This window comes from Micromonospora sp. NPDC051924 (genome assembly GCF_055586005.1).
The window spans coordinates 39429-62136 of the sequence record NZ_JBVJJA010000015.1; the positions used below are offsets into that span (position 1 = coordinate 39429).

The following is a 22708-nucleotide window of genomic DNA, read 5'->3' on the forward strand; positions in this document are numbered from 1 at the left end:
TGAATCTGCGCGCATCGCGGGACCGTCGTCCCGCCCGTCAGCGGGCCGGGCGGCCCGCCAGGAGGCGACGCGGATTCCAGCGGAGCAGCCGGTCGCGCATCCGGCCGGTGGTGGTGACCAGCAGGGCGGACCGGTCCGCCGCCGCGGTACGCCAGCGCAGCAGCACCGACGGCGGCAGCAGGGCCGCCATGATCCGGGTACGCCGGTCGGCCCGGGCGGCCAGCGTGGTGCGTACCGACCGCAGGGCCGGGTGCAGCGCCTCGCCGGTGAGCGGGTCACGCGCGTACCGGGCCCGCTCCTCGGCCCGGCCGAGCAGCCGCACCCCGGTCATCGCCCCGGTGTCCTCGGCGAGGCTCTCCCGGACCAGCCGCTCGGCGGTGGCCCGGGGGGTCTCCGTCCGGTCGACGCGTACCTGGTAGTCCACCAGCGTGTCGAGCAGTTCGTCCCAGGCGGCGTGGGCGTCCGCGCGGGCCCGCTCGGCGTCCACCCCGACGGTGACCTCCCGGGTGCCGCCCCGGGGACCGGGCACCGCGCTGAGCACGGTGGCGGCCGGGGTGAGCGCCCGGGCCCGGCGGCGCCGGCGCAGCGCCGACCGGCGTACCGCCGGCACGGCCAGCAGCACCAGCAGCGCGAGTGCCGCACCGCCGAGCCACCACGGCCAGACCGGCGACTGCTGGTTCGGGCCGTCGGCGCCGACGTTGAGCCCCTGGTCGGCGTCCTTGTCCAGCCGGTCCGGATCGTTCGGGCCGGCCGAGGGGTCGACCGGAGCCGCGGAGGGGTCCACCCCGGGCGTCGACGGATCATCCTCCGGGGCGTTGGTGTCCGGCGCCCAGGTCGAGCGGACCGAGCCCTGGACGGCCGCAAAGGGGGTGGCGTCGAACGGCACCCAGCCGATCCCACCGAAGTAGACCTCGGTCCACGCGTGCAGGTTCCGGTTGGTCAGCACGTACGTGCGGCCGTCGGAGTTGCTGCCGTTGGTGAAGCCGAACGCCACCCGGGCCGGGATGCCGGCGGCCCGGACCAGCCAGGCCATCGCCGCGGCGTACTGCTGGCAGAAGCCGACCTTGGTGGTGAGGAAGTCGGTGATGTCGTCGCCGCTGGTGCCACCCTTGGTGGAGAGCGAGTACGTGAAGCCGTTCTCCACCGAGAAGTAGTCGTAGATCGCCCGGACCTTGTCGTAGTCGTTCTGCCGGCCCTTGACGAGCTGGGCCACCAGCTTGTCGACCGCCTGCACGGACGGCGTGACGGTCTGCCCGCGCAGCACCGCATCGTCGGCGGGCAGGGACGGCGCCGCGCGCAGCACCTGCGGGCTGTACGTCGAGCGGATGTAGTCGAACGCGTAGCGCTTCCCCCGGGAGTTCTCCCGGTTGGAGAAGAAGATCTGCAGGTTCGGGTCGTAGAACCAGCTGCCGCTGAGGTCCTCGGTCTTCACCGGCTCGGCGTAGACCGGCAGGAGGGGCATGTTGAGGTTCTTCGTCACCTCGACGGTGGCCCGGTAGCGCTGCTGGTCGATGCCGCGCCCGCCGCGCTCCGTCGGGTCCGGCAGGTTCCGGGTGACCGACCGTCCGCTGGGGACGCGGACCCGGAAGCCGTCGGGGCGCAGCTCGTCGGCCACCCCGAACCGCAGGTAGAACGGGGCCGGCTCGTTGGTGGTCACCTTGACCAGCTCGGTCACGTCGGACTGGTTGAGCTGGCCGCTGAGCGCGGCGAACAGGTCGATCCGGCCCGGGCTGCCGCCCTGCCCGGGCCGCCCGGTGCCGTCGCCCGTGCCGTTGGCGACCGTGTTCATCAGCCCGCCGGTCATCCCGGGCACGGCCAGCGGCACCGCCACGGCGAGGACCACCCCGACCACGGCCAGCCGGCGGCCCGCCGCGGCGAGCGGCGACGCTTCCCAGACGTCCACGTCGCGGCCCTCGCCGGTGAACCGGCGGCCGAACCGGCGGACCCGGTCGACGTTGTCGGTGACCAGCAGCCAGAGGAAGCCGCAGGCGCCCACCACGAACGGGGTGGCCGGGACGCTGTCCACGTAGACCGCCACCGGCACCGAGTAGATCGCCAGCATCGGCAGGCCGGCCAGCGCCGGCCGGCGCAGCCCGACGGTCAGCACGTCCACCACCACGGCCACGCCACCGATGCCGAGCACGGTGAGGAAGAGCAGCGAGTCGACGTCCGGGACCTTCACCCCGTACGAGCGCATGTCCTGCACGGAGTCGCCGAGCAGCTCGGCGAAGTGGGCGAAGGTCGCCGGGGTCGGCACGAACGCCAGCAGCTCGGTGCCGCCCGGGAAGATCCAGGTCAGGCCGAGCGTGAGGCCGGCCAGCATGGCGAGGACCTGGCCCCACAGGGGAGCGCGGGCCAGCCGGCTCAGCGCGGCGGCGCCGGCCACCACCGCGACCACGATGGCCGCCTGGACCAGCCACGTCCAGCGCTGGAAGATCGCCGACAGCGGTGCCGCGGCCAGCAGGGTCGCCGCCGCGGCGACGAAGCCGAGGTTGCGGTGCGCGGTCACGGGTCCACCCTTCCGGTCATCGCATGCCTCCGGCGACGGTCTCGGCCAGGGCCGCCCGCAGCGCGAAGCCCTGCGAGCCGCGGGCCGCCTGCGGCCAGAGCACCGGCAGCCGGTTGCCGTGCTCCACCCCGATCACCCGCCAGCCGCTCTGCAGCAGCGCGAGCGCGGCGGCGCCGTGCGCGTGCTCCGCCTCGGCCCGGGCCTTCGCCGGGAGGTTGAGCCAGGTGGTGCTGTCGAGCAGGAAGCCCACGCAGGTGGCGCCGTTGCCGCGCAGGCCGGCCAGCAGTTCGGCCTCGGCGGTGCTCAGCGTGCCGAACAGCGCGATGATCAGGCCGCCGTCGGCCCGCTGCCGGACCTGCTGCACCAGCGAGGTGATGTCACCGCGCTTGGCCAGGTGCACCTGGGCGAGGTGGTCGAGGAGCAGGCCCTCGCCGCCGGCCTCGGTGGCGTCCACGTCCGCGCCGTCGCCGGTGACCAGGCGCAGTTTGTAGCCGGCCTGCCGCAGGTGCACCGCGATGCTCGCGGCGGCCGAGACCGCCCACTCGAAGCTCGCCGTCGGGCCGTCGCCCCGGTGGCCGTAGGCCCGGGTGTCCAGCAGCACCGTGGCCCGGCTCTCCCAGGGCTGCTCCTCCCGGCGCACCATCAGCTCCCCGGTGCGGGCGGTCGACTTCCAGTGCACCCGGCGCAGGTCGTCGCCCATCCGGTACTCCCGGGTGGCGGCGTCGTCCTCGCCGTGCACCGCCACCGAGCGGGCCCGACTGTCGCCGCTGCCCGCGTACTCCCCGGGGAGGCGGACCGACGGCAGCGGGGTGACCTGGGGGATCACGGTGAGGTGGTCGGTGCTGGGGAAGGCCCGGCTGAGCTCGCACAGCCCGAACGGGTCGGTCAGCCGGATCACCAGCGGCCCCACCTCGTACCGGCCGCGCACGTCGGCCCGGACGGTGTACGCCACCGAGCTGGCCTGGTGCGCGCCGAGGCGCTCCAGCACCACCCGCGGCCGGCTGCCCAGCGCGTACGGCAGCCGGTCCTCGAGCAGCAGGGTGCCGGTGGGCAGGCGGGACAGGTTCTGCAGCCGCAGCACCACCCGGGAGCTGGCCCCGACCGGCACCCGGTGCGGTTCGAGCGAGCGGTTGCAGGCCAGCTTGTAGCGGCTGCGCCCGACGTAGGCCGCCGCGAGCAGGGGCAGGATGGCGAGCAGGACCGCCACCCGCAGCAGGTCCTTCTCCCCGAGGATCGCGGCGGAGATCGCGGCGGCGACCGCGGCCGCCAGGAAGGAGCGGCCCCGGGTGGTCAGCCCGCGCAGCCCGTCGCGCACCTCACGGCCTCCGCGGCTCGTACGGCCCGTGCCCGTTGTTCCCGGGCCGGGTGTCGTACGGTGAACGCTTGCGGTCGTGCGGCAGCGGCAGCCGGTGCACCAGCTCGGCGACGATCGCGTCGGTGGTGCGGCGGGCGAGCTGGGCGTCGGCGGTCGGGATGATCCGGTGCGCCAGCACCGGCACCGCGAGCACCTGCAGGTCGTCCGGGAGGACGTAGTCCCGGCCCTCCAGGGCGGCCACGGCGCGGGCGGTGCGCAGCAGCTGGAGGGTGGCCCGCGGGGACGCGCCGAGCCGCAGGTCGGGCGCCTCGCGGGTGGCGGTGACCAGGCCGATCGCGTACTGCTTGACCGCGTCGGCGACGTGCACCTGCCGGACGTGGCCGATGAGCCGGCGGACGGTGGCCGCGTCGGAGACCGGGCGCAGCTCGTCCAGCGGGTCGGTGGCGCCGTGGCCGTCCAGCATGGCTAGCTCGGCGCCGGCGTCCGGGTAGCCCATCGCGATCCGGGCGGTGAACCGGTCGCGCTGCGCCTCCGGCAGCGGGTACGTCCCCTCCATCTCGATCGGGTTCTGCGTCGCGATCACCATGAACGGGGTCTGCAGCTGGTAGGTCACCCCGTCGACGGTGACCTGTCGCTCCTCCATGCACTCCAGCAGTGCCGACTGGGTCTTCGGCGAGGCCCGGTTGATCTCGTCGCCGACCACCAGGTTGGCGAAGACCGCGCCGGGCCGGAACTCGAAGTCATGCGTCTCCTGGTTGTAGACGCTGACGCCGGTGACGTCGCTGGGCAGCAGGTCCGGGGTGAACTGGATGCGCCGCACCGAGCAGTCGATCGAGCGCGCGAGGGCCTTGGCGAGTTTGGTCTTGCCGACGCCGGGCACATCCTCGATCAGCAGGTGACCCTCGGCGAGCAGGACGGCGAGGGCGAGCCGGACGGTGGCCGTCTTGCCCTCGATGACCTGTTCGATGTTGGTCACGATGGCCTCGCTGGCGGCGCGGAACTCGTCGTGCGGCAGCAGACCGCCCACCTCGTCCCAGGTCTGTTGTGTCACGGGCCTCCTCCTCGTCGCCTGGACGGCAGCTCTGTATAGAGCACCTGGACCCGCCGTTGGGTTCGCGACGCCGAGCCTCGTCTGCCGCAAAAATCTCACTGGCCTCTCAGGCTAACCATGTTTGTCCCAGTCGCCGACCCCCGCAGGCGGTCGGTCGGTTACGCCCGGAATATTCGCCGGACCGGGGGAACGTCCCGTCCTGTGGTGCGGGCGAGATAGTCGGTGGGCAGGAGGGGTACACTGCCCGCATGGCTGGAGTCTTCCTGCTTCTTACCGAGCCGTGCTGATGCGCTGAACGCGCGACAGCACGGCCGCCCCTCCTGCGCGAGGGGCTTTTTTGTGCCCGCAGCAGACCTCCCCATATCCGACATGACCCGCGCCGAGGAGACGCCATGAGTGAGGCAGCCGCACCGGCGACCGACATTCCCCCGTTCCGGTACACCGCTGCTCTGGCCGACGACATCGAGCACCGCTGGCAGGACACCTGGGCGCGGGAGGGCACCTTCCACGCGCCGAACCCCAGCGGCCCGCTGGCCGACCCGGGCCACCCCCGGGCGGGCGCCGAGAAGCTGTACGTGCTGGACATGTTCCCGTACCCCTCGGGCGCCGGCCTGCACGTCGGCCACCCGCTGGGCTACATCGGCACCGACTGCTACGCCCGCTACCAGCGGATGGCCGGGCGCAACGTGCTGCACGCGATGGGGTTCGACGCGTTCGGCCTGCCCGCCGAGCAGTACGCGGTACAGACCGGCACCCACCCGCGGACCACCACCGAGGCGAACATCGAGCGGTTCAAGGAGCAGCTGCGCCGGCTGGGGCTGGCCCATGACGAGCGGCGGTCGGTGGCCACCATCGACACCGAGTTCTACCGCTGGACCCAGTGGATCTTCCTGCAGATCTTCAACTCCTGGTACGACGCGGACGCGAAGAAGGCCCGGCCGGTCGCGGAGCTGATCGCCGAGTTCGAGGGGGGCACCCGGCCCACCCCGGACGGCCGGCCGTGGGCCGAGCTGACCGTGGGCGAGCGGCGGAAGATCGTCGACGACCACCGGCTGGCGTACGTGTCGGAGGCGCCGGTGAACTGGTGCCCGGGGCTGGGCACCGTGGTGGCCAACGAGGAGGTCACCGCCGACGGCCGCTCCGAGCGGGGCAACTTCCCGGTCTTCAAGCGGAACCTGAAGCAGTGGATGATGCGGATCACCGCGTACGGGGACCGGCTGCTGGAGGACCTGGACGCCCTGGACTGGCCGGAGCCGATCAAGCTGCAGCAGCGCAACTGGATCGGCAGGTCGACCGGCGCGCACATCGACTTCCCGACCGACGCCGCCCCGGTGCGGGTGTTCACGACCCGGCCGGACACCGTCTTCGGCGCCACCTACATGGTGCTGGCCCCCGAGCACGCACTGGTCGACGTCCTGGTGCCGGCCGCCTGGCCGGAGGGGACGAAGGACGCCTGGACCGGCGGGCACGCCAGCCCGCGGGCCGCCGTCGAGGCGTACCGGAAGGCCGCCGCCGCCAAGACGGACGTGGAGCGGCAGGCGGAGACCAAGGAGAAGACCGGCGTCTTCGTCGGCGCGTACGCCACCAACCCGGTCACCGGCGGCCGCATCCCGATCTTCATCGCCGACTACGTGCTGGCCGGCTACGGCACCGGCGCGATCATGGCGGTGCCCGCCCAGGACGAGCGGGACTGGGCCTTCGCCGAGGTCTTCGACCTGCCGATCGTGCGCACCGTGCGGCCGTCGGCGGGCTTCGACGGCAAGGCGTACACCGGGGACGGCCCGGCGATCAACAGCGCCGCGCCCGACCGCGGCCTGGACCTGAACGGCCTGGGGGTGGCCGACGCCAAGGCCCGGATCATCGAGTGGCTGGAGGCCAACGGGCGCGGGGCCGGTGCGGTCACCTGGCGGCTGCGCGACTGGCTGTTCTCCCGGCAGCGCTACTGGGGCGAGCCGTTCCCGATCGTGTACGACGAGAGCGGCGCGCCGATCGCGCTGCCCGAGTCGATGCTGCCGGTCGAGCTGCCCGAGGTGGACGACTTCTCGCCGAAGACGTTCGACCCGGAGGACGCCGAGTCCGACCCGGAGACCCCGCTGTCCCGCCGGCGCGACTGGGTGGAGGTGGAGCTGGACCTGGGTGACGGGCCCCGGCGCTACACCCGGGAGACCAACGTGATGCCGCAGTGGGCCGGCTCCTGCTGGTACGAGCTGCGCTACCTGGACCCGAACAACCAGGAGCGCTTCGCCGACCCGGCGAACGAGGCGTACTGGATGGGCCCGCAGCGCCCCGGCGACTGCGGCGGCACCGACCTGTACGTCGGCGGCGCCGAGCACGCCGTGCTGCACCTGCTGTACGCCCGCTTCTGGCACAAGGTGCTGTACGACCTGGGCCACGTCTCCTCGTTCGAGCCGTTCCGCAAGCTGTTCAACCAGGGCATGATCCAGGCCTGGGCGTTCACCGACGCCCGGGGCGCGTACGTGCCGGCCGAGGAGGTCGTGGAGGTCGACGGCCGGTTCTTCCACGGCGAGACCGAGGTCAACCGCGAGTACGGCAAGATGGGCAAGTCCCTGAGGAACGTCGTCACCCCGGACGAGATGTGCGCGGCGTACGGCGCGGACACCTTCCGGGTGTACGAGATGTCGATGGGTCCGCTGGAGGTTTCCCGCCCGTGGGAGACCCGCGCGGTGGTCGGCTCGTACCGGTTCCTGCAGCGGGTCTGGCGGGCGGTCGTCGACGAGCAGACCGGCGAGCTGCGGGTCACCGACGCGCCGGCCGACGAGGCGACCCGGCGGCTGCTGCACAAGGTCGTCGACGGGGTCCGCGGCGACATGGAGGGGATCCGGTTCAACACCGCGATCGCCAAGCTGATCGAGCTGACCAACGCCCTGACCCGGCTGCCCGAGACCCCGCGCGAGGTGGCCGAGCCGCTGGTGCTGATGGTGGCCCCGTTCGCCCCGCACATCGCCGAGGAGCTGTGGCGCAAGCTGGGCCACGAGACCCTGCTGGCGTACGCGGACTACCCGACCGCCGACCCGGCGCTGCTGGTCGCCGAGACCGTCACCTACCCGGTGCAGGTCAACGGCAAGGTGCGCGGCCGGGTCGAGGTGGCCGCCGACGCGGCCGAGGACGACGTCCGGTCGGCCGCGCTGGCGGCGGTGGCCGGCTCGCTGGGCGGCAAGGAGCCCCGCAAGGTCATCGTGGTGAAGGGCCGGATGGTCTCGGTCGTCGCCTGACCGTGGCCGCTTCGCCGCAGGCGCGTCCCGGGCTCGGGGCGCGCCTGCGGCCTACCCGGCGCCGCGCGGCCTCGACCGGCGGGGCATCTCAGCTCGGGCCGAGCCGGCGCTGCCGCTCCGCCCGCCACCAGCGCCCGATGATGACCACGCTGGCGATCAGGCCGAGGCTGGCCGGGGCGGCGGCGTACCAGTTGACGCTCCCGGGGGAGCTGACCGCGGCGCCGATCGCCGCGTACCCGAAGGCGGTCGGGGCGGCGGCGATCACGCTGCCGGCCAGGAACGGCAGCACCCGCGCCCCGGTGGTGCCGTAGCCGTAGCTGACCAGGCCGAATCCGGCGATCGGCAGCAGCCGTACGGTGATCACGCCGAACACGCTCTGCCGGGCGAACCAGCCGTCCAGCCGGGCCAGCCGGCCACGTACCCGTTCGGCGACGAAGTCCCGGCCCAGCAGGCGGCCGACGGCGAAGCCGAGCGCCGCGGCCAGCAGTGCCGCGCCCAGCGAGTACGCGGCGCCGGGCAGCGGCCCGAAGATCGCCCCCGTGGCCAGCGTGACGAAGGTCCGCGGGACCAGCGCCACCAGCAGCAGCGCCCCGACGAGAATCGCCGCGACCGGGGCGTACCCGCCGAGGGAGCGGGCGAGCCGGGGCAGCTGGGCCGGGTCGGGCCGGGGCAGCAGCAGCAACGCCACGCCGAACCCGGCGAGGAGCAGGAGCAGCAGCGCGAACCGGCGCGCCGACGGCTGCCGGAGCAACCGGACGAGCCGCCGGGACGCCGGTCGTCGCCGCCACGGTCGGGCGGCGCCGCTCACTGCCGGACGGCGGCGGCCACCGCGGCGCGGCGCTCGGACCGGAGCCGCTCGGCCCAGGTGTCGTCGAGCGCGGGGAGCTGGTGGATGCCGGTCGCCCAGCGCAGCAGCAGGTCGGCCAGGGCCGGGTTACGGGCCAGCGCCGGGCCGTGCGAGTAGGTGCCGAGCAGCTTGCCCCGCCACGCGCCCTCGGTGGTGCCGTCGTTGCCCACCCCGGCGCTCACCCGGGCCACCGGCGACACGCCCGGGCCGAGGTGGGTCCGCCCGCCGTGGTTCTCGAACCCGGTCAGGTAGGGGATGCCCAGCCGCGGGTCGGCCTCGCCGGCCAGCTCGCCGACCGCCCGGGTGGGACCCCGGTCGGAGGAGATGTCCAGCAGCCCCAGCCCGGTGCACTTCGTGCCCTTGGCGAAGAACGAGGTGCCGAGGAGCTGGTAGCCGGCGCAGACGCCGAACACCACCGAGCCCTGGGCCACCGCCCGGTGCAGGCCGCCGTCGGCCATCAGCCGCTGGGCGCCCAGCGCCTGCGGCCCGTCCTCACCGCCGCCGATCAGGTAGATGTCGGCGGTGGCCGGCAGCCTCTCGTCGGAGCGGACCTCCAGCACCTCGACCGGCATCCCGCGCAGCTGGGCGCGGCGGGCCAGGATCAGGGCGTTGCCCCGGTCGCCGTAGGTGGAGAGCAGGTCGGGGTAGATCCAGACGATGCGCAGGCTCTCAGTTGACACGGTCCAGCTCCGCTCGGATGTCCTGGAAGGCGGTGTAGTTGGCGATGACCTCCAGGCGGCCCGGTGGCACCGCCCGGATCGCCTCGTCGAAGCTGCGGACGTGCTGGAACGGCACGCCGTTGACGTCGAGCCGGACGGCCAGGTCGTACGCCCGGTCGCCGGTGATCAGCACCTGCCGGCCGCGCAGCGGCGCGAAGTCGACGTCGAAGAGCCAGGAGGTGTCCAGCCCGTCGGGGTCCCGCGCGTTGATGGAGAGCAGTGTCGGCGCCACGTCGGCCATGTCGAACGCCTCCAGCCAGCTGGCCGGGTTCTTCGCCAGCAGCAGCCGGATGTTGCGCCCGTCCCGGTCGACCTGGGCGTAGCGGCCGGCGACCGAGGTGACCACGCCGAGCCGGGAGACCGCATCGACCGGCCGTACGCCGAACTCGGCGGCGACCGCCAGCGCGGTGGCCGCGTTGCCGAGATTGACCTTGCCGGGGAGCTGGAGCCGCACCTTGTGCCAGGCGCCGGTGGGGTCGAGCACCCCGTCGTCCTCGACGGTCCACTGCGGTCCCGGGCGGCGCAGCGGGCAGCCGGTGCACCACCACTGCTCACCTGAGCGCTGGATGCTGGAGCCGCACTCCGGGCAGACCCAGGAGTCGTCGTGCCAGCGCTGGCCGGCGCTGAACCAGGTGACGTGCGGCGGGAAGTGACCCTGGGCCGGGTCGGCCGGCGGGGTGGCCGCCCAGACGACCATCGGGTCGTCGGCGTTGGCGACCACCCGCACGTCCGGGTGCCGGACCAGCGCGGCGCGCCAGAGCTGCGCCATCATGGCGACCTCCTTGGCCCGGTCGAGCTGGTCGCGGGAGAGGTTGAGCAGCGCCACCACGTGCGGATCGGTGGCCTCGATCACCTGGGCGAGGTAGTGCTCGTCGACCTCCAGCACCGCGTACGGGGTGCTGCCCGCCTTGGCCAGGGCGGAGGTGTGGCCGGTGGGCATGTTGGCGCCGAAGGAGTTGGTGGCCACCCGGCCGAGCACGCCGACGGCGGCGGTGGTGAGCCGGGTGGTGGTGGTCTTGCCGTTGGTGCCGGACACCAGGGCGATGGCGCGACCCGCCGAGAGGTGGGCCAGCAGTTCGGGGTCGATCTTGAGGCCGATCCAGCCGCCGATCACCGAGCCGTCGCCGCGGCCCGCGGCCCGCGACAGCGCCGCGGCGGTCCGCGACACGGAGCTGGCCACCTTCGCCCGCATGGGCATCTTCGCGTCCGTCACGCGAGCGAGGTTACCGGACCTCGGAGCCCACCAGATCGCCGCCGACAGCGATCCGTTCGGCCGAGGCTGCCCGGCGGACGGCCATCGGGCGCTCGGCCGGACGGAGTCGATCAATGTCGGGTAGCGGACCGGCCCGGGGGCGCGCCACCCCCTCCACTCCGCCCCACCCCCTTTGACGTGCTCTTTTGCGCGCGGAAACGCCGCGCCACGCGGGCGTTTCTGGTTGCAGGTGGAGGGAAGTGGAGTAGAGTGGGGCGCGATGGTGAGGCCGGGAGGGCCACACCGGCCCGGGGGGTCAGCGGCGCCGCGAACGCCGCTCAGGGCGAGGGGGTTGGGCCGATGTTCCTCGGCACCCACACTCCGCGCCTGGACGACAAAGGCCGGTTGATCCTGCCGGCGAAGTTCCGGGATGAGCTGGCGGGGGGTGTCGTGATCACCAAAGGGCAGGAGCGCTGCCTCTACGTCTTCCCGATGCCCGAGTTCCAGCGGATCGCCGACCAGTTGCGTGCCCAGCCGATGACCAGCAAGGCGGCCCGGGCCTACAGCCGGGTCTTCTTCGCCGGCGCGCACGACGAGGTCCCGGACAAGCAGGGGCGGGTCACCATCCCCGCGCACCTGAGGTCCTACGCCGCGCTCGACCGGGATCTGGTCGTGATCGGCGCGAGCACCCGGGTGGAGATCTGGGACAAGGCGGCCTGGGAGGCCTACCTCACGGAGAGCGAAGACGACTTCGCCGACATCGAGGAGGGGGTGCTGCCCGGCGGTCTGTAGGGCGTGACGGCGCCCGACGTACTGCGAGATCTCCAGCCGCTTTCGAGTTCCTGGCACCCCTTCCCCGGTGCCAGGCGCACGATCCGATACGGAGGGCCGCGGCCTCCGGCGGGCGAGAGCGGATGGGGATCTGGCGGTATGACGAGGCGTCGTGACGACAACGGACGCGACATGGACGGAAGTGGGTCTCAACCAGTGGGGGTCGACATGGGGGAGCTACGCGGCACGCATGTGCCGGTGCTGCTCGAGCGGTGTCTCGAGTTGCTCGCCCCCGCGCTGGGGCGGACCGGACGCACCGTCCACGTCGACGCCACGCTGGGCCTGGCCGGCCACGCCGAGGCGGTGCTCGAGGCGCACCCGAACACGGTGCTGATCGGCCTGGACCGGGACACCGAGGCGCTCGCCCACGCGCGGGTCCGGCTGGCCCGGTTCGCCGACCGGATCCACCTCGAGCACGCCGTCTACGACGAGCTGCCCGAGGTGCTCGATCGGCTCGGCTACCCGGCGATCGACGGGATCCTGTTCGACCTCGGCGTCTCGTCCCTGCAACTGGACGCGCCCGACCGCGGGTTCGCGTACGCGCAGGACGCGCCGCTGGACATGCGGATGGACCAGACCCGGGGGGTGACCGCCGAGGAGGTGGTCAACACCTACTCCCACCCGGATCTGGCTCGGGTGCTGCGGGTGTACGGCGAGGAGAAGTTCGCCGGGAAGATCGCCTCGGCGATCATCCGGGAGCGCGAGCGCGCCCGGATCACCTCGTCGGCGCGACTGGCCGAACTGGTCCGGGAGAGCATTCCGGCACCAGCCCGGCGAACCGGGGGACACCCGGCAAAGAGAACGTTTCAGGCTTTACGGATCGAGGTAAACAGGGAACTGGCAGCGCTGGAGACGGCGCTGCCGGCCGCCCTGGACAAGCTCACCGTGGGCGGCCGCATGGTGGTCCTGTCCTACCACTCGCTGGAGGACCGGCTCACCAAGCAGGCGCTCGCCGACCGGGTCCGCAGCAAGGGCCCGGTCGACCTCCCGGTCGAACTGCCCGGGTCGGGCCCGACGTTCCGGCTGCTCAGCCGGGGCGCCGAGCTCGCCGGGGAGGCCGAGGTCGCGGCCAATCCGCGCGCCGCCTCGGTGCGGCTGCGGGCCGCGGAACGGCTCGACCCGGAGGCGGCCCGGCAGGGGCGTACCGACCGCGAACGGTACCGCCGCCGGGTGAAGGCGATGCACCAACCGGGGACGGGGTCACCGGGGTCCGTGCCGGACCCGGGTTCGGCTCCAGGGGACGGGAACGGGACGGACGAAGAGGGGGAGGGGACATGAACGTCGACAAGCGCGACGGCCGGGACGCCGTCGCTCAGCGCGCACCGCGGTCGGGGGGCCGGACCACGGCGCAGCGCAGCACGCGGACCACGACGGCGGGGGCCGACCGGCCCGACCGCCGGGAGGAGACTCGCGCCCGGGGGGCGCGCGAGTTCGCCACCCAGGGCAGCGCCGCGCTGCGGCCGGCCGAGCGCACCCGGACCACCGGCGCCACGTCGCCGCGGCTGCGGGTCGCCCCGCCGCCGCCGGTCCGGGTGCCGCGGGCCCCGTTCGCCGGGCTGATCGTGGTGCTGGTGGTCGGCGGGGTGCTCGGCATCCTGGCGGTCAACACGAAGATCAACGAGAACGCGTTCCGGCTGGAGAAGCTGCAGCAGCAGCAGGCCAAGCTCGACGTCGACGAGCAGGAGCTGAAGAAGGAGATCGCCGAGCAGAAGGCCCCGGGCAACCTCACCGCCAACGCCCGCAAGCTCGGCCTGGTCGAGTCCGAGGACCCGGCCTACATCCGGCTGCCGGACGGGAAGACGATCGGCATTCCGCACCCGGCGGAGGGTGCGCCGTCCATCACCAGCCAGCAGGGCAACGGGGGCTGAGCGGTGCCGCCGAGATCGGAGGATCCGCGCCGGGACGCCACGGGCTCCCGGCGCGGCTCGTCCCGGGGTGGCGAACCGCGGGAGCCCGGCGTCGGCGGCATCTCCGACGCCCGGGCGTACACCCCGCGGGGGCGGACCATCCGGGAGGGCGGCGCGGCCGCCCGGACCGGCGTCGGCGGGGGCGCCGAGCAACGGCGTACCCCGCGCAGCAGCCGCTCCGGCGACCCGTTCCGGCCGGCGTTGCAGGTGCTCGACGGCGGCCGGGCCGCGACCACCCGCGCCGGCCGCCGGGAGACCGCCCCCGGGGGCCGGTCCGGCGTGGTCCGCACCGTGTCGGCCCGGCCGGTGCGGGAACCCTTCGACGACGACGAGCCGCCGGCGCCGCGACGCCGGCCCGGCCCGCGTCGCCCGGACCGTCGGCCGGCCGCCGCCCGGCGGCCGTCGCGCAAGCCGCGCCGCCCGCCGAAGCTGGCCGACCCGCGCCGCCGGCTGCGGCTCGGCACGCTGCTGGCCCTGACGCTCTTCGCCGCCATCGGCATCCGGCTGGTCTTCCTGCAGACCGTCACCACCCCGGCGTACGCGGACGGCGGGCTGCCCAGCCGGCTCGCCACGGTCGAGCTGCCGGCCCCGCGCGGGGCCATCTACGACCGCACCGGCGCCCCGCTCGCGCACAGCGTGGAGGCCCGGTACGTGTTCGCCGACCCGACCCGGGTCAAGGACCGGTTCGCCACCGCCAAGCTGCTCTCCCCGCTGCTCGGGGTGCCCGTCTCCGAACTGGCCGACCGGATGAAGGAGCGCACCCTCCCGGGGACCACCACCAAGTCGCAGTTCGAGTACCTGGCCCGCGGTGTCGACATCGACAAGGCCAAGCAGATCGTGGCGCTGGACCTGGCCGGCATCGGCGTGCACCGGGACGAGCGGCGCGAGGTGCCCGGCGGTGACCTGGCCGCCAACCTGATCGGCTTCGTCAGCCAGGACATGGTCGGGCTGGAGGGCCTGGAGGCCCGGTACGACGACGTGCTGGAGGGCCAGCCCGGCAAGAGGACGTACGAGGTGGGGCAGGGCGACCTGGCCGCGCCGATCCCCGGTGGCTACAGCCTGACCACCCCCGCCAAGCCCGGCGGGTCGCTGGAGCTCACCATCGACCGCGACCTGCAGTTCATGACCCAGCGCATCCTCTCCACCCAGATGGCCCGGACGAAGGGCAGCGTCGGCGCCGCGGTGATCCTCGACGTGCCGACCGGTGAGGTGCTGGCCCAGGCCAGCTACCCCGGCTACAACGCGGCCGACCCGGAGAAGGTCAACTCCCCGAGCGACCGGGAGGACGCCGCCACCAGCTTCATCGTCGACCCGGGCTCGATCCACAAAGCGATCACCTACGGCGCCGCCCTCCAGGAGGGCGTGATCACGCCGGACACCGCGTTCCCGGTGCCGAACACCATCCGCGAGGGCGACACGGTCTTCAGCGACACCCACCCGGCGAACGGGCGGAAGATGAGCATCCCCGGGATGCTCGCCTTCTCGTCGAACGTGGGGACCATCGAGATCGGCGACAAGCTGGGCCGGGACCGGCTGATCGACTACCAGAAGCGGTTCGGGCTCGGCCAGGCCACCGGCGAGGGCATGCCCGGCGAGGCACCCGGGCGGCTGCTCCCCGCCGACCAGTGGAGCGGCTCGTCGTACGGGTCGGTGCCGATCGGGCACAGCGTGGACGCCACCCCGTTGCAGATGGCCGCCGCGTACAACGCGATCGCCAACAACGGCACGTACGTCCAGCCGCACCTGATCAAGAGCGTGATCGGCCCGGACGGGAAGAAGAAGACGTCCCCGCCGCCGGTCACCCGCTCGGTGCTCAGCCCACAGAACGCCGCCGCGCTGCGCACCATGCTGGAGGCGGTCACCACCGTCGACGGCCCGGACGGGCGGGCCACCGGCCTGGCCGCCGCCGTGCCCGGCTACCGGGTGGCCGGCAAGACCGGCACCGGCCTGCGGTACGACAACGGCGTGCGGCAGCCCGGCGAGGTCGGCTCGTTCATCGGGATGGCCCCGGCGGAGCACCCGAGGTACGTGGTCGCGGTCTTCGTCTGGAGTCCGGGCGGCGAGGGCGGCGCGGTGGCCGCGCCGGCCTTCCGGAAGATGATGGGCTTCACCCTCCAGCACTACCGGGTGCCGCCGTCGGTGACCGACCGGTCCCCGAAGTTCGAGGTCTTTCCGCGCTGAGCGGGGACGGCGGGACATCATCGGTGAGTGGCGACGAACCACCGGGGCGGCTGTGCGGTCGGAACCGGACGACCGGGTAGGGTCTGACGCCGTGCCCGGCAATCCACGTCCCCGTACCGTGAATCCCGTCCGGCTCGGCGACCTCGCCGCCCGGGTGGCCGCCCCGCCGCCCGAGGGCGCGGCCGAGGTGGCGGTCACCGGAGTGACGCACGCCAGCCAGGAGGTCCGCCCCGGCGACCTGTACGCGGCCCTGCCCGGCGCCCGGCGGCACGGCGCCGAGTTCGCCGCCGGCGCGGCCGAGGCCGGCGCGGTGGCCGTGCTCACCGACCCGGCCGGCGTCGAGCTGGCCGCCGCGGCGGGCCTGCCGGTGCTGGTGGTGGACGACCCCCGGGCGGTGCTCGGCGACGTCGCCGCCGCCGTCTACGGCGACCCCACCGCCGGCCTGCTGGTGATCGGGGTGACCGGCACCGCCGGCAAGACCTCCACCAGCTACCTCATCGAGTCCGGGCTGCGCGCCGCCGGGCACACCACCGGCCTGATCGGCACGGTGGAGACCCGCCTCGGCGACCTGGTGATCGACAGCGTACGGACCACCCCGGAGGCGACCGACCTGCACGCCATGCTCGCCGTGGCCCGGGAGCGCGGGGTCGACGCGGTGGTCATGGAGGTGTCCAGCCACGCCCTGGCCATGGGCCGGGTCGGTGGGGTGCGCTTCACCGTCGGCGGCTACACCAACTTCGGCTCCGACCACCTCGACTTCCACGCCGACGAGGCGGACTACTTCGCGGCCAAGGCCAAGCTCTTCGACGGGCGCTGCCAGGTCGAGGTGCTCAACCACGACGACGCGGCGCTGCGGCCGCTGGTCAAGCCGGCGACCGTGACCTACTCGGCGGCCGGCGACCCGACCGCCACCTGGTGGGCCGACGGGGTCGACGGCGAGGGCTACGCCCAGCGCTTCACCGCGCACGGCCCGGGCGGGGTGACCCTGCCGACCGGCGTGGCGCTGCCCGGCCGGCACAACGTGGCCAACGCGCTGCTCGCCATCGCGATCCTGGTGGCCGCCGGGGTCGACCCGGTCACCGCCGCCGCCGGGGTGGCCGCCTGCGGCGGGGTGCCCGGCCGGCTGGAGCTGGTCAGCGGCGACGCGCCGGTGCGGGGCGTGGTCGACTACGCGCACAAGGCGAACGCCATCGAGGCGGTCCTGGTGGCGCTGCGGGGCCTGACCGCCGGGCGGCTGATCTGCGTGGTGGGCGCGGGCGGCGACCGGGACCGGGGCAAGCGGCCGATCATGGGCGCCACCGCGGCGGAGGGCGCCGACGTGGTGCTGGTGACCGACGACAACCCGCGCACCGAGGACCCGGCCGCGATCCGGGCCGAGGTGCTGGCCGGCGCGTTCGCGGCGGACACCCCCGCGCGGATCATCGAGGTGCCCGGCCGGCGGGCCGCGATCGAGGAGGCGGTCCGGGTGGCCGAACCGGGTGACGTGGTGGCGCTGCTGGGCAAGGGGCAGGAACGCGGCCAGGAGATCAACGGCGAGGTGCTGCCGTTCGACGACCGGGTGGAGCTGGCGGAGGCGCTGCGCGCCCGCTTCGGCGACCTGGTGGGGCAGCGATGATCCCGCTGAGCCTGGCCGAGGTCGCGGCGGCCGTCGGCGGCCGGCTGGTCGCCGCCGACCCGGCCGCCCGGGTCACCGGCACGGTGGAGTTCGACTCCCGCAAGGTCACCCCGGGCGGGCTCTTCGTCGCCTTCCCCGGCGAGAAGGTGGACGGGCACGACTACGCCGCCAGCACGGTCGAGTCGGGCGCGGTGGCCGTGCTCGGCACCCGCGAGGTGCCCGGCGTGCCGATGGTGCTGGTCGGCGACGCGCTCGACGCGATGGGCCGGCTGGCCCGCGCGGTGGTCGACCGGCTGCCCGGGCTGACCGTGATCGGGCTGACCGGGTCCTCGGGCAAGACCACCACCAAGGACCTGATCGCCCAGCTCGCCGTCCGGCTCGGCCCGACCGTGGCCCCGCCCGGTTCGTTCAACAACGAGCTGGGCCACCCGTACACCGCGCTGCAGGCCGGTCCGGAGACCCGCTACCTGGTGATGGAGAAGGGCGCCCGCGGGGTGGGCCACGTCCGCTACCTGTGCGACGTGGTGCCGCCGCGGATCTCCGTGGTGCTCAACGTCGGGGTGGCGCACATCGGCGAGTTCGGCTCGGTGGAGACCATCGCCCTGGCCAAGGGGGAGCTGGTCGAGGCGCTGCCCGCCGACGGGCTGGCCGTGTTGAACGCCGACGATCCGCTGGTCGACGCGATGGCGGCGCGGACGCAGGCCCGGGTGGTCCGGTACGGCGAGTCGACGCGGGCCGACGTGCGGGCGGTGGACGTGACGGTCGACGGGCGGGGGCGCCCGTCGTACACCCTGGTGACCCCGGAGGGGACCGCGCCGGTGCGGCTCGGGCTGACCGGGCGGCACCAGGTCTCCAACTCGCTCGCCGCCGCGGCGGTCGCCCGCGAGCTGGGGATGCCGCTGGCCGAGCTGGCCGTCGCGCTGGGCGAGCTGGGCCTGGTCTCCACCCGCCGGATGGACGTCTTCGAACGCGCCGACGGGGTCACCGTGATCGACGACTCGTACAACGCCAACCCGGCCTCGACGGCGGTCGCGCTGCGGGCGCTGGCGAGCATGCGCGGGACGGGGCGTACCGTCGCGGTGCTCGGCTACATGGCCGAGTTGGGCGACTTCGAGACGGAGGGACACCAGCAGGTCGGCCGGCTCGCGGCCGAGCTGGCGGTCGACCGGCTGCTCGTGGTGGGCGAGCCGGCGGCGCCGATCCACGAAGGCGCGACAGCGGTAGGTAACTGGGGAGGAGAGTCGGTGCTGCTCACCGATCAGGCGGCGGCCGTCGAGGTGCTGCGGAGCGAGCTACGTCCGGGTGACGTGGTGCTGGTGAAGGGCTCCCGGTACCGCACCTGGGAGGTGGCCGACGCGCTGCGCGAGGCCACCGGGGAGAAGGTCAATCCATGAGGGCGGTCATCGTCGCCATCGGGGTCGCCTTCCTGATCTCACTGTTCTGCACCCCGATCGCGATCAAGGTGTTCACCCGGCTCAAGGCCGGCCAGCCGATCCGGGCCGAGGGCCCGGCCATGCACCAGGGCAAGAAGGGCACGCCGACGATGGGCGGCGTGGTCTTCATCCTGGCCACGGTGATCGCGTACGTCGCCGGTCACCTGGCGCTGACCACCCTGCCGGAGGCGCAGATCGCCCAGGTCGAGCCGACCATCACGGCGCTGGTGCTGCTGGGGCTGATGGTGTTCTCCGGCGCGGTCGGCTTCATCGACGACTTCCTCAAGGTCCGCAAGCGGCACAGCGGCGGCCTGAACAAGCGGGGCAAGCTCGCCGGCCAGATCCTGGTCGGCGCGATCTTCGGGGTCATCGCGCTGTACTTCCCGAGCAGCATGACCGACGTCAGTGGCAACAAGACCAACATCGAGACGGTGGGCAGCACCACGCTGAGCTTCATCCGGGACATCCCGGCGCTGGAGATCGGCAAGGTCGGCGCGATCATCGTGATCATCATGGTGGTGATGGCGGCGACCAACGGGGTGAACCTCACCGACGGCCTGGACGGCCTGGCCACCGGCGCCTCGGTGATGGTGCTCAGCGCGTACGGGCTGATCGCCTTCTGGCAGTACCGGCACTGGTGCGCCGACCCGAACTACACCGAGGCGTACTGCTACGCGGTCCGGGACCCGCTGGAGATCGCGCTGATCGCCGGGGCCGCGGCCGGGGCCTGCGTGGGCTTCCTCTGGTGGAACACCTCGCCGGCCCGGATCTTCATGGGCGACACCGGCGCGCTGGGCCTGGGCGGCCTGATCGCCGGCATGGCGATGTCCACCCGGACCATCCTGCTGCTGCCGATCCTGGGCGGGCTCTTCGTGATCATCACGATGTCGGTGGTGATCCAGATCATCTCGTTCCGGACCACCGGCAAACGGGTGTTCCGGATGTCGCCGTTGCAGCACCACTTCGAGCTGGCCGGCTGGAGCGAGGTCAACATCGTGGTCCGGTTCTGGATCATCGCCGGCATCGGCGTGGCCATCGGGCTCGGCCTGTTCTACAGCGAGTTCCTCGCCGCGGTCACCTGAGCGGACCCCGGTTCGTGATGGAGGGGTTCCCCGGTGTCACCGGGGGGCCCCTCTTCGCGTTCCGACACGCCGACCCGGGCGGTTGCGCCACGGGCGGGCGGGCGCAGCCAGCATGATGGGCACGTGGGGGAGGGACGAGACACCGAGGGCACGACCGACACGCCGGCCCGGCGGCCGCCCGCCGCGACCCGGCCGGCCGACCCGCCGGCGCCGCTGCTCGGGCTGGACGCGGCGGGCGGGCTGGCCGCGCTGCGCGGGCTGCTGGCCCGGCCGTTGGCCTCCTACTACCTGCTGCTCTCCAGCGCGGGCCTGCTGCTGCTGATCGGCCTGACCATGGTCTTCTCGGCGACCAGCGTCCGGGACTTCGCGCAGGACGGCGACGCCTCCGCGTCGCTGACCAAGCAGACCGTCTTCGCGGTGATCGGCATCGGGGCGTTCTGGGCCTGCCAGCGGCTGCCCGCCCGCACCTTCCGCGCGGTGAGCCGGCCCTTCCTGGGCGTGGCCGTGGTGCTGCTGCTGGTCCTCAACCTGCTGGTCGCGCTGGAGGCGCTGTTCCGGGTCGAGTCGATCGGCCCGCTCAAGGCCCAGCTGCTCTGGCTCTACCTCGGGCCGATCTCGGTGCAGCCGGTCGAGGTGGCCAAGTTCGCGCTGGTGCTGTGGGGCGCGCACGTGCTGGCCCGCAAGGGCGCCGCGCTGGGCTGGTGGAAGGAGCTGGCCACCCCGCTCTTCCCGGTGGTCGGCCTGCTCTTCGTCCTGGTCGGCTACAACGACCTGGGCAGCATGCTCTGCCTGCTGGCACTGGTGGTCGGGATGCTCTGGGCGGCCGGGGTCCGGTTGCAGGTGTTCGCCGCGCTCTCCGCGGTCGGCCTGGCCGGCGTCGGCCTGCTGGTGGCCGCCGCCTCCCTGGGCGCGGGCTCCGGCTCCCGGGACGCCAGCAACTACCGGCTGACCCGGCTCACCTCGTTCCTCGACCCGCCCGACCCGAAGACCTGCTTCCAGGAGCAGTTGGAGGGCTGCTACCAGCTCGTCCAGGCCCGGTACGCGGTGCAGCACGGCGGGTGGTTCGGCGTCGGGCTGGGCAAGAGCACCCTGAAGTGGAACTGGCTGCCCGAGGCGCACAACGACTTCATCTTCGCGATCATCGCCGAGGAGCTGGGCGTGGTCGGCTGCACCGTGGTGCTCGTCCTCTTCGCCGTGCTGGCGTACAGCGGGCTGCGGATCGCCCGGCGGGTGGAGGACCCGTTCCGCCGGCTCGCCGCCGCCGGGGTCACCGCCTGGCTGGTCGGCCAGGCCGTGATCAACATCGGCGGGGTGACCGGGCTGCTGCCGCTGACCGGCGTGCCGCTGCCGTTCATCTCCGACGGCGGCAGCGCCCTGGTGGTGACCCTGGCCGCGGTCGGGATGCTCGCCTCCTTCGCCCGCGCCGAGCCGGACGCGGCCCGAGCCCTGCATGCCCGTCCGCCGGCCCGATGGGTCCGACTAGTCTGGGCCCCGTTGCCGCCGCTTCCCGGCCGGCGCCGCCGACCGGCGTCGTCCGGGGCGGACCGTGGGTCCGTACCCCGGTCCCGGACGCGGCGGGAGGACGACCAGGCCGCGACCCGCGGCGCCCGGCCCGGCCGGACGCGCGTCGGCGCGGCGAGCGAGAGGAGGCGCTGATGGGTCCGCTGCGTTCGGTGGTGCTCTGCGGAGGAGGTACGGGTGGGCACATCTACCCGTTGCTCGCTTTCGCCGACTGCCTGCGCCGACACGACCCCAGCGTCCGGATCACCTGCCTGGGCACACCCAAGGGCCTGGAGAACGAGCTGATCCCGCCGGCCGGCTACGACCTGCGCCAGATCCCCGCCTACCAGCTGCCCCGCTCGGTCAACATGAGCCTGGTCCGCACCCCGGACCGGATGTGGAAGGCGGCCCGCGCGGCGGGCAAGGTGATCGACGAGGTGCGGGCCGACGTGGTGGTCGGCTTCGGCGGGTACGTCTCCGTCCCCGGTTACCTGGCCGCCTGGCGGCGGGAGCTGCCGATCGTCATCCACGAGGTGAACGTGCCGCCGGGCGTGGCCAACCGGCTCGGGATGAAGTTCACCAAGCACGTCGCGGTGGGCTTCCCGCATCAGCCGGCGCAGGCCGAGTCGCTGCGCGACGCCCGGGTGGTCGGCGTGCCGCTGCGCCGGGGCATCGCCGGCCTGGACCGGCCCGCCGTGCGCAACGCCGCCCGGGCCCACTTCGGACTCCGCCCCGACCTGCCGGTGCTCTTCGTCGCCGGCGGCTCGCAGGGCGCCCGCTCGATCAACCTGGCCGTCTCCGGGGCGGCCAAGGAGTTGGCCCGCAACGGCGTGCAGGTGCTGCACGTGATCGGCGCCCGCAACGAGCCGGTCTCCGTCCCCACCGACCTGCCGGTGCCGTACGTGACCCTGCCCTACCTGTCCGAGATGGAGCTGGGGTACGCGGCCGCCGACCTGATGCTGGGCCGGGGCGGGGCGATGACCTGCGCCGAGGTGGCCGCCATCGGCCTGCCCACCATCTACGTGCCGTATCCGCACAGCAACCAGGAGCAGAAGCGCAACGCGCTGCCCGTGGTCGAGGCCGGTGGCGGGCTGCTCGTCGACGACGCCGAGGTCACCCCGGACTGGCTGGAGCGCACGGTGATCCCGCTGATCCGGGATCCGCAGCGGCTCGCCGCGATGGGTGCCGCCGCGGCTGCCTACGGCCGGCGGGACGGTGACGTCGCCCTGCTGAACTTCGTCTACGAGGCGGTGAGCCGGTGATGCCGGCCGCCGCGACGGGAAGGTACCGCTC

16 protein-coding genes are annotated in these 22708 nt (G+C 73.7%); 10 read left to right on the forward strand and 6 right to left on the reverse strand.

The window, feature by feature from the left end; all coding sequences use genetic code 11:
• Positions 1–37: 37 nt before the first annotated feature.
• The 3 genes from ACZ6S5_RS14390 to ACZ6S5_RS14400 are packed head-to-tail and all read right to left on the reverse strand — an operon-like array spanning position 38 to position 4875.
• The gene (locus ACZ6S5_RS14390; protein WP_466000579.1) at positions 38–2509 is read right to left on the reverse strand and encodes a transglutaminase TgpA family protein; all 2472 of its coding nucleotides are present in this window, start codon (positions 2507–2509) and stop codon (positions 38–40) included.
• 16 nt (positions 2510–2525) lie between these two features.
• On the reverse strand, positions 2526–3824 hold the full coding sequence (locus ACZ6S5_RS14395) for a DUF58 domain-containing protein (RefSeq protein WP_466000580.1): 1299 nt from the start codon (positions 3822–3824) through the stop codon (positions 2526–2528).
• 1 nt (position 3825) lies between these two features.
• Positions 3826–4875: an AAA family ATPase gene (locus ACZ6S5_RS14400; protein WP_466000581.1), complete on the reverse strand. Its 1050-nt coding sequence runs from the start codon at positions 4873–4875 to the stop codon at positions 3826–3828.
• Positions 4876–5267: 392 nt separating this feature from the next.
• Between ACZ6S5_RS14400 and leuS the strand changes: the two genes are divergently transcribed.
• Positions 5268–8108: a leucine--tRNA ligase gene (gene leuS, locus ACZ6S5_RS14405; RefSeq protein WP_466000582.1), complete on the forward strand. Its 2841-nt coding sequence runs from the start codon at positions 5268–5270 to the stop codon at positions 8106–8108.
• 88 nt (positions 8109–8196) lie between these two features.
• Here leuS and ACZ6S5_RS14410 read toward each other — a convergent pair whose 3' ends face one another.
• Genes ACZ6S5_RS14410 through ACZ6S5_RS14420 form a run of 3 tightly spaced genes read right to left on the reverse strand, consistent with a single transcriptional unit; the run spans position 8197 to position 10872 of the window.
• Positions 8197–8916 carry a TVP38/TMEM64 family protein gene (locus tag ACZ6S5_RS14410; protein WP_466000583.1) on the reverse strand — a complete coding sequence of 240 codons (720 nt, stop codon included), beginning with the start codon at positions 8914–8916 and terminating at the stop codon, positions 8197–8199.
• Complete coding sequence (locus tag ACZ6S5_RS14415) at positions 8913–9635, reverse strand: type 1 glutamine amidotransferase (protein ID WP_466000584.1); 723 nt, start codon at positions 9633–9635, stop codon at positions 8913–8915. Before ACZ6S5_RS14415 ends, ACZ6S5_RS14410 begins: the two co-directional genes overlap by 4 nt.
• Positions 9625–10872, reverse strand: a complete 1248-nt coding sequence (locus tag ACZ6S5_RS14420) for a MurT ligase domain-containing protein (protein ID WP_466000674.1) — start codon at positions 10870–10872, stop codon at positions 9625–9627. The genes ACZ6S5_RS14415 and ACZ6S5_RS14420 overlap by 11 nt, the downstream gene beginning before the upstream one ends.
• A gap of 354 nt (positions 10873–11226) precedes the next feature.
• On the opposite strand from ACZ6S5_RS14420, the gene mraZ reads away from it, so the two are divergent.
• From mraZ to murG, 9 genes are all read left to right on the forward strand, one after another.
• A complete protein-coding gene (gene mraZ / locus ACZ6S5_RS14425; protein ID WP_466000585.1) occupies positions 11227–11658 on the forward strand; it encodes a division/cell wall cluster transcriptional repressor MraZ in 432 nt (143 codons plus the stop codon).
• A 207-nt stretch (positions 11659–11865) separates the two neighbouring features.
• Positions 11866–12975: a 16S rRNA (cytosine(1402)-N(4))-methyltransferase RsmH gene (rsmH, locus tag ACZ6S5_RS14430; protein WP_466000586.1), complete on the forward strand. Its 1110-nt coding sequence runs from the start codon at positions 11866–11868 to the stop codon at positions 12973–12975.
• The gene (ftsL, locus tag ACZ6S5_RS14435) at positions 12972–13565 is read left to right on the forward strand and encodes a cell division protein FtsL (RefSeq protein ID WP_466000587.1); all 594 of its coding nucleotides are present in this window, start codon (positions 12972–12974) and stop codon (positions 13563–13565) included. The genes rsmH and ftsL overlap by 4 nt, the downstream gene beginning before the upstream one ends.
• 3 nt (positions 13566–13568) lie before the next feature.
• Entirely contained in the window at positions 13569–15785 is a 2217-nt protein-coding gene (locus ACZ6S5_RS14440; protein WP_466000588.1) for a peptidoglycan D,D-transpeptidase FtsI family protein, read from the forward strand.
• 52 nt (positions 15786–15837) lie between these two features.
• Positions 15838–17400 (forward strand): UDP-N-acetylmuramoyl-L-alanyl-D-glutamate--2,6-diaminopimelate ligase, encoded by a 1563-nt coding sequence (locus ACZ6S5_RS14445; protein WP_466000589.1) that lies wholly within the window; start codon positions 15838–15840, stop codon positions 17398–17400.
• A complete protein-coding gene (locus ACZ6S5_RS14450) occupies positions 17397–18794 on the forward strand; it encodes a UDP-N-acetylmuramoyl-tripeptide--D-alanyl-D-alanine ligase (protein WP_466000590.1) in 1398 nt (465 codons plus the stop codon). The genes ACZ6S5_RS14445 and ACZ6S5_RS14450 overlap by 4 nt, the downstream gene beginning before the upstream one ends.
• On the forward strand, positions 18791–19915 hold the full coding sequence (gene mraY / locus ACZ6S5_RS14455; RefSeq protein WP_466000591.1) for a phospho-N-acetylmuramoyl-pentapeptide-transferase: 1125 nt from the start codon (positions 18791–18793) through the stop codon (positions 19913–19915). Before ACZ6S5_RS14450 ends, mraY begins: the two co-directional genes overlap by 4 nt.
• A gap of 240 nt (positions 19916–20155) precedes the next feature.
• Positions 20156–21571, forward strand: a complete 1416-nt coding sequence (locus ACZ6S5_RS14460; protein ID WP_466000675.1) for an FtsW/RodA/SpoVE family cell cycle protein — start codon at positions 20156–20158, stop codon at positions 21569–21571.
• Entirely contained in the window at positions 21571–22677 is a 1107-nt protein-coding gene (gene murG, locus ACZ6S5_RS14465) for an undecaprenyldiphospho-muramoylpentapeptide beta-N-acetylglucosaminyltransferase (RefSeq protein ID WP_466000592.1), read from the forward strand. Before ACZ6S5_RS14460 ends, murG begins: the two co-directional genes overlap by 1 nt.
• Positions 22678–22708: the final 31 nt, after the last annotated feature.